Annotated in this window: 7 protein-coding genes; 6 read left to right on the top strand and 1 reads right to left on the bottom strand. The window is 50.0% G+C overall.

The annotated features are described in order from the left end of the window. Positions 1 to 23: 23 nt before the first annotated feature. The 3 genes from SU32_RS06365 to SU32_RS06375 are packed head-to-tail and all read left to right on the top strand — an operon-like array spanning position 24 to position 3,568. Entirely contained in the window at positions 24 to 1,541 is a 1,518-nt protein-coding gene (locus tag SU32_RS06365; RefSeq protein WP_053998507.1) for a TadA family conjugal transfer-associated ATPase, read from the top strand. After that, positions 1,541 to 2,554: a type II secretion system F family protein gene (locus SU32_RS06370; protein ID WP_053998530.1), complete on the top strand. Its 1,014-nt coding sequence runs from the start codon at positions 1,541 to 1,543 to the stop codon at positions 2,552 to 2,554. Before SU32_RS06365 ends, SU32_RS06370 begins: the two co-directional genes overlap by 1 nt. A 12-nt stretch (positions 2,555 to 2,566) precedes the next feature. Beyond that, complete coding sequence (locus SU32_RS06375; RefSeq protein WP_053998508.1) at positions 2,567 to 3,568, top strand: type II secretion system F family protein; 1,002 nt, start codon at positions 2,567 to 2,569, stop codon at positions 3,566 to 3,568. A 126-nt stretch (positions 3,569 to 3,694) separates the two neighbouring features. On the opposite strand, the gene SU32_RS06380 is transcribed toward SU32_RS06375, so the two are convergent. After that, positions 3,695 to 4,519, bottom strand: coding sequence for a tetratricopeptide repeat protein (locus SU32_RS06380; RefSeq protein WP_053998509.1), 825 nt, complete (start codon positions 4,517 to 4,519; stop codon positions 3,695 to 3,697). Between the two features lie 139 nt (positions 4,520 to 4,658). Here SU32_RS06380 and SU32_RS06385 point away from each other — a divergent pair, with 139 nt between their 5' ends. The 3 genes from SU32_RS06385 (at position 4,659) to SU32_RS06395 (ending at position 7,338) form a co-directional block, all read left to right on the top strand. After that, a complete protein-coding gene (locus tag SU32_RS06385; RefSeq protein WP_483756988.1) occupies positions 4,659 to 6,029 on the top strand; it encodes a leucyl aminopeptidase family protein in 1,371 nt (456 codons plus the stop codon). 89 nt (positions 6,030 to 6,118) lie between these two features. Beyond that, on the top strand, positions 6,119 to 6,469 hold the full coding sequence (locus tag SU32_RS06390; RefSeq protein ID WP_053998511.1) for a MarR family transcriptional regulator: 351 nt from the start codon (positions 6,119 to 6,121) through the stop codon (positions 6,467 to 6,469). Beyond that, positions 6,466 to 7,338, top strand: a complete 873-nt coding sequence (locus SU32_RS06395) for a C40 family peptidase (protein WP_053998512.1) — start codon at positions 6,466 to 6,468, stop codon at positions 7,336 to 7,338. Before SU32_RS06390 ends, SU32_RS06395 begins: the two co-directional genes overlap by 4 nt. The last annotated feature ends 60 nt before the right edge of the window (positions 7,339 to 7,398 follow it).

The raw sequence follows: 7,398 nt of genomic DNA on the forward strand, positions 1-7,398 counted from the left end.
AGTTCGAGTTACGGGGTAATTCAATGTTTGGTAAAAAAGGATCCGGGGGTTCATCCTTTGCAAGCGCTAAGCCGCAGGCAAAACCCGTTATAAGCGAACCGGCGCCTAAACCGATGGAAGATATAGTCGAGCCACAGCAAGCATCAGAAGTTGTGCCGCCGTCCGTTGATGCTCCAAAAGCACCTGTAGAAGCGCCGCGTCCAAAAATGCAAGCGCCTCCTGTCGCTATGGAGCCGCCGGTAAAGAAACGCTCAAATCGGGACGATGCTTATTACGATACAAAGTCACAAGTCTTTTCAGCACTTATTGAGACGATTGACCTCTCGCAACTTGCCAAGCTGGATGGTGAAAGCGCGCGCGAAGAAATTCGTGATATCGTTAACGACATTATCGCGATTAAGAACTATGCAATGTCTATTTCCGAGCAGGAAGAATTGCTCGAAGACATTTGTAACGACGTGCTTGGTTATGGTCCGCTAGAGCCTTTACTCGCTCGTGATGATATCGCGGATATCATGATCAACGGACCGGATGCGGCCTATATCGAGGTCAACGGCAAGGTTGTTGACGCGGGAATTCGCTTCCGCGATGGCCAGCAATTACTTTCAATCTGCCAGCGTATCGTAAGCCAAGTTGGCCGCCGTGTTGATGAATCAAGCCCGATTTGTGATGCGCGCCTTGCTGATGGTTCTCGTGTTAACGTCATTGCGCCTCCACTGGCGATTGATGGCGCGGCGCTAACAATCCGTAAGTTTAAGAAAGACAAACTCACACTTGATCAGTTGACCAAGTTTGGTTCAATCTCGCCCGAAGGCGCGACGATATTACAGATCATTGGCCGGGTGCGCTGTAATGTTGTTATTTCCGGCGGTACCGGTTCGGGTAAAACAACACTGCTTAACTGTCTGACGAACTATGTCGATCGAGACGAGCGTGTGATTACATGCGAAGACTCTGCCGAACTGCAACTTCAGCAGCCACATGTGGTGCGCCTGGAAACGCGCCCCCCGAACTTGGAAGGCGAAGGTCAGATCACCATGACTGACCTTGTTAAAAACTGCCTACGTATGCGCCCTGAACGTATTATCGTTGGTGAGGTTCGAGGACCGGAAGTGTTTGACCTTTTGCAGGCGATGAACACCGGCCATGACGGTTCAATGGGTACAATTCACGCCAACACCCCACGCGAGTGTCTAAGCCGTATGGAATCAATGATTGCCATGGGCGGATATTCACTCCCGCAAAGGACAGTGCGTGAAATCATTTGCGGTTCTGTAGATGTTATCATTCAGGCTGCGCGTCTGCGTGACGGCTCTCGGCGCATTACCCACATTACTGAAGTTATCGGTATGGAGGGTGATGTCATCATTACTCAGGATTTGATGTTGTATGACATAACCGGCGAAGACGCTGATGGAAAATTCATCGGTAAGCACCGTTCAACAGGTGTTGGTCGGCCGCAAATGTGGGAGCGCGCACGTTACTTCAACGAAGAAAAACGTCTCGCAGAAGCATTGGATGCAATGGAGGTGATTGAATGATCTTCGGTCTGACACCTATTGCATGGGCGGTTATGGCGCTTGCCGGATTTGGTATCGGCGGCGTCATGTACGCGTTAATGCTTCCATCCCTTCAGGCAGAGAAAAACCGTAAGCGACGTATGTCGAAGGTTAAATCCGTAAAGACAGATTCAGCTTCAAAGCGCGCCGAGGTTGACCGTGCGAATGAAGGACAGAAACGCCGCAAACAAATCACTGAATCGTTGAACGAGCTTGATGAACGCAACAAAGCACGTGAAAAAAATACGACCAAACCAAACCTGAAAACACAAATCTTGCAAGCAGGTTTGAAGCTCGAACTCCGAATGTTTTATATTTACTCGGCGGTCGTTGGTGGCGGCGCAGCGCTTACGGCGCTGATTTTTGGCGTTCCGCCAATATATTGTATTGGTATCGCATTTGCAGCAGGGCTGGGTTTGCCGCGCTGGGTGATTTCATATCTGCGCAAGCGCCGTATTAAAAACTTTCTGGCTGAATTTCCAAACTCAATTGATATCATCGTGCGCGCGATCAAATCCGGATTGCCTCTCAATGATGGATTGCGACTTATTGCAACCGAAGCGCGGGAGCCGGTACAGACCGAGTTCCGGCGCATAATTGAATCGCAACAGCTGGGTATGTCTGTACCTGAAGCGTGTTTGCGCATGTATCAGACAATGCCGTGCCCAGAGGCGAACTTCTTTGCGATCGTTATTCAGATTCAATCGCAAGCCGGCGGTAACTTGTCTGAAGCGCTGGGAAACCTTTCAGCTGTTTTGCGGTCCCGTGCACAAATGAAAGCGAAGGTAGCCGCGATGTCTATGGAGGCAAAAGCTTCCGCTGCAATTATTGCTGCGCTTCCTCCGATTGTTATGGTCCTGGTTCACTTTAGCAGCCCAGAATATATCGCCTTACTTTTCACGACAAACACGGGGTACATGATCCTTGGCGTGTCCGCTGTGTGGATGTCCATTGGTGTGTTTGTGATGCGACAAATGATCAACTTTGAAGTGTAAGGGAGCGAATTGATGTCTTCAGATATTGTAGAATTACTAACTTCCGGTCAGTTCTTGATTGCTGTTCTGGTCGCGATCAGTGTTTTTGCTACTATTTTTACACTTCTAGCGCCTGTTTTGGGCGGTAATGAATTGAAGAACCGGATGAAATCGGTCGCAACGGAGCGTGATGAAATTCGCGCTCGCGAACGTGCGCGTCTGGCATCTGAAAAGCAAAACGGCCGCGTTTCTTTGCGCGTGGATGACAAGAAAAAGACCGGTGTTGGGTCCATCGTTGAACGCTTGGATCTGAAAAAAGCACTTGCTGATGACAAGACAGTTGCGAATTTGCGTGCCGCAGGTTTTCGCGGTCAACGTCCGCTGAATTTGTTTCTGTTCATGCGTTTGGTTTTGCCATTTGCAGCATTTTCAGCCGGACTTTTTTATGCGTTCGTACTGGGCGGTTTTGCCGACAAAGCAACAAATATGAAAATCATATATTGCCTTGGCTTTGCTGCCGCGGGCTTTTACGCGCCTAACATTTATGTGAATAATAAAGCATCACAGCGTAAAACATCGATCAGTAAAGCATGGCCGGACGCTCTGGACTTGCTGCTGATTTGTGTGGAATCCGGCATGTCAATTGAAGCAGGGTTTCGCAAGGTGGCAACTGAGATCGGCTCTCAATCCACCGCGCTTGCAGAAGAAATGGTGCTGGTTGGCGCAGAACTTTCATTTCTTTCAGAGCGCAAAAAGGCCTATGAGAATCTGCATATGCGCACCGGACTGGAAGCGGTAAAAGGCGTCTCGCAAGCGCTTATTCAGGCCGAGCGTTATGGTACGCCTGTGGGCCAGGCGCTACGTGTGCTTGCCAATGAAAGTCGCCAAATGAGACTGAATGCTGCCGAGAAAAAAGCAGCGGCTCTGCCGCCAAAGCTGACAGTGCCGATGATCCTGTTTTTCTTACCGGTCTTGTTCGGTGTTATCCTCGGGCCGGCAGGTATCCAGATTTCTCAGCGCGGTGGTATCTTCTAAGGTACAAGCAGCCAACCGTAACATCACTAAATCAAACGAAAAGCCCCTCTTCCGGCATTTCCGGAAGAGGGGCTTTTTACGTATGAGAATTCTCTAGGCTTACAGAATAGAAGAAAAGAACGGTTCTTATTTAGCGCTCTTTTTATCTTCTTCTTTGATCATGTTCCAAGCGTTTTGCTGCGATAGGATTTTACGCAAATATTCGACATTGGCCTGTGCCTGCTGCGGAGAAAGTTCACGCTTGGCAATTGCCATTGCTTCATCGAAACGGCCTTGCAGACCAACAACCATAGCAAGGTTTTGACGTACGCGGCTGTCAGCGGTTGGCTGTTGAACTGCTTCACGCAAATAACGCTCTGCCGTCGACATATCATTGACCAGCAAATGACTGATGGCGAGGTTGGAAAGAATTGATGGTTCGCTCGGGCGTATTTGAAGCGCCTTTTGATAAAGAGCGCGCGCTTCTTCGGGGCGACCGGTCTGGTCGTAAACAGCACCTTCTGCCGATATCAAACGCCAGTCGGGACGCGTCGGGTCCTGAGCGCGTTGAATAGCATCAAGTGCGGCCGTAAACTGTCCGGCACCGGCAAGTGCTTTGCCATAGGCAGCAAGAACGTCGCGGTCGTTAGGGTGTAAAATAGCTGTCTTGCGCATGACAGCGACAGCTTGTTCATTGTGATTGTTGGCGCGCAGGATTGAGGCATATTGCATCGCGACGGCTTTGTTCTTTGGGTCGCGTTCATAAATTCTGCCGTATGAATCCACTGATTGTGAAAGTTCAGCCGCATTCATTTGTTCGACTGGCTTGGTGCGGCTGCTGATCGATCCCGTTGTACGGCTATCTGTTGCGCATCCTGCAATCGTTGCACTGAGTAAAAATGTACTAAATACAGATAACAATGCACGTTTTCGCGCCGTTGGAAATGCCAATGTGCGTTTTTCAAGCCCCATAATGATCTCCTTGCTGCTTAATTTGCGAAACCACGCGATCCGGACTCAATGCCCCTTCATTTTAATCAATATTCTGTTAACCCTAATGGATGGTTAACAGCCGACGATGGCGTGGAAGTTGAAACGTAGGAGCCTTAAATTGGACAATTTATTTGTAACCGCAGCCCATAAAAACGAGAAAGTACTGGCGGTACACTGCGTCTCAAAGAAAGACATTGGTGCGATACCCAAACATGCGAAATCATGGGCAGATTTGAACGGATTTGATGGTGCTGTCGGCTATGTGCTGCTGGTACCGGCGCAAAGCGGTGAGGGCTTAGATTCAGCTCTTTTGGGGATTGGAGAAGGGGATGATCCTTTTGTAACCGGCGCATTGGCAGATAAACTGCCTGACGGACCGTTCTCTTTTGCATCGCTAGCGGGGCTTGATAATCGGTTGGCTGCAATCGGATTCGGTCTGGGGAGTTACCGGTTTGACGTTTATAAAAAAATAAACCGCCGCCAACCGCAATTGGTATTGGATGATGCGCTCAACCGTGATGACATTTTGCGTCAGGTTCAATCAAGCTTCCTTGCCCGCGATCTTATCAATACGCCTGCAGATGATATGGGGCCGGACGAGATTGAAGGTGCCAGTCGTAAACTCGCCAAAAAATACAAGGCAACCATAAAAGTCATCAAGGGTGATGATTTGCTATCGAAAAACTTCCCGATGATACACGCGGTTGGACGTGCGGCGACCAAAGCACCGCGTTTGATTGACATGAGTTGGGGCGATAAAAAAGCACCGAAGCTAACACTGGTTGGTAAAGGCGTCGCTTTTGATACCGGCGGCCTTGATATCAAGCCCGCGAGTTCAATGCGTAATATGAAAAAAGATATGGGCGGCGCTGCGAATGTATTGGCTCTTGCGCGTATCATTATGGACGCCAAGCTAAACGTGCGTCTGCGCGTTCTAATCCCCGCTGTCGAAAATGCCATTGCCGGCAATGCATTCCGGCCGGGCGATATATTGAGAAGCCGAAAAGGTTTAACGGTAGAAATCGGCCATACAGATGCTGAAGGCCGTCTCGTGCTTGGCGATGCTCTGGCACTGGCCTGTGAAGAAAAACCGGACCTTGTCATCGATATGGCAACACTGACCGGAGCAGCGCGTGTGGCGCTTGGGCCTGAGTTGCCGCCTTATTATACCAATGATAAAAGCTTTGCTTCTGCAGTGGACGAAGCTGCCCTGTCTGAACGGGATCCGTTATGGCGTATGCCGCTCTGGCAGAGTTATAATAAGGCTCTGGCGTCAAATGTTGCCGATCTTAATAATGTCACCACCGATGGCTTTGCCGGTTCAATTACAGCCGGACTGTTCCTGGAGCGCTTTGTCGAACCAGCGATAAGCTGGGCGCATTTCGATATCTTTGGCTGGAACCCAAGTAAGAAGCCTCATTCTCCTATAGGCGGTGAGGCACAGTGCATTCGTGCGATCTTCGCATCATTGCAGAAACGATACACATAAAGCGGTGCATTAATCCGCTTATGCTTGCGTAAAGGTCTATCATTCGCGCATATTAGTTCGGCCCCGTAATGGTACATGGCTGAGCTTTTATGCCGATAAATCTAAAACCGAGCCAAGCGCTTACGCTTTGGCACTCCGTCAACCTTGCCGAAGTGCGTGATAGCGCGCCTGATTTAACGATGCGGCAGGCAGCAATTTTGCTGACGATTTATCTTGATCCACCGCCGCATACGGTGCGCGGTCTTGCTGCGCATTTAGGTGTCTCTAAGCCGGTCATTACCCGCGCGCTGGACACGATGGGAGCGATGAAACTGGTGCGGCGTCAACGCGACCCGCGCGATCGCCGGAATGTTATCATTTCGAGAACGGTTGAGGGTGCAAACTATCTGGAACGCTTTGCTGACAATATTATCGCGAAAGGTAAGGAGCTGCCGCATTGAGCGAGGAACTGGATAGGCGGATTCATGCATTTCGTGATGATCTCGCATCCGAAACGCTCAAAGGAAAAATAACCGCGGGCAAATTTGTGCGTGGGGAAAGGCGCCGCGTAAAATCTGCTGTCGTTGATATGCGACCTGCACCGGATAAATCCATCGGCATAGATACACAGCTCATTTACGGCGATATTGTCCGTGTGTTTGATGTGGCGGAAGGCTGGGCCTGGTGCCAGTCATTGCGTGATAATTATGTTGGATATGTCGATGATAGCCAGCTTGCCAAGCGCGATATAACGGCACCGCCTTCAACACATCTGGTTTGTGTACCGCGCACATGTTCCTATCCTGAAGCAGATATGAAAGCACCGCGCAGTAATACTTTGTCGCTGGGCACTGCATTGGCAATTATTGGTGAGGCCGAAACACGCGGCACGCGCTATCTGGAATGTGCCGATGGTCAATTCTATGTCGCGCGACATCTTTTGCCGATCGACCAACCCGTCGATGACTATGTATCCATTGCTGAAACGCTGATCCACACGCCATATTTATGGGGCGGATCATCCGCTTTCGGTATTGATTGTTCCGGCCTTGTTCAATTGTCTCTGCTTTTGGCCGGAAAAAAGGTTCAGCGCGATTCCGATATGCAGGCAGCAGGTATCGGCACGGAACTTGGTTTTGCAACCATGAACGGTGGCTTGCAGCGCGGTGATCTTGTGTTCTGGAAAGGCCATGTCGGTATTATGCGCGATGAGCAGGAGCTCATTCATGCCAATGGGCACACAATGAATGTGGCAATTGAAACGCTTGAAGATGCAATCGAGCGCATTGGTTATCTTTACGGGTTTCCCACGACGCTGCGCAGGCCTTAGAGCGTGTCTGCGTTTCGCTGAATCGCATTCACGCTCTAACCCTTTGATTTGCCGCATGTC

The sequence above is a fragment of the Ahrensia marina genome (assembly GCF_001293565.1).
Classification (GTDB): domain Bacteria; phylum Pseudomonadota; class Alphaproteobacteria; order Rhizobiales; family Rhizobiaceae; genus Ahrensia; species Ahrensia marina.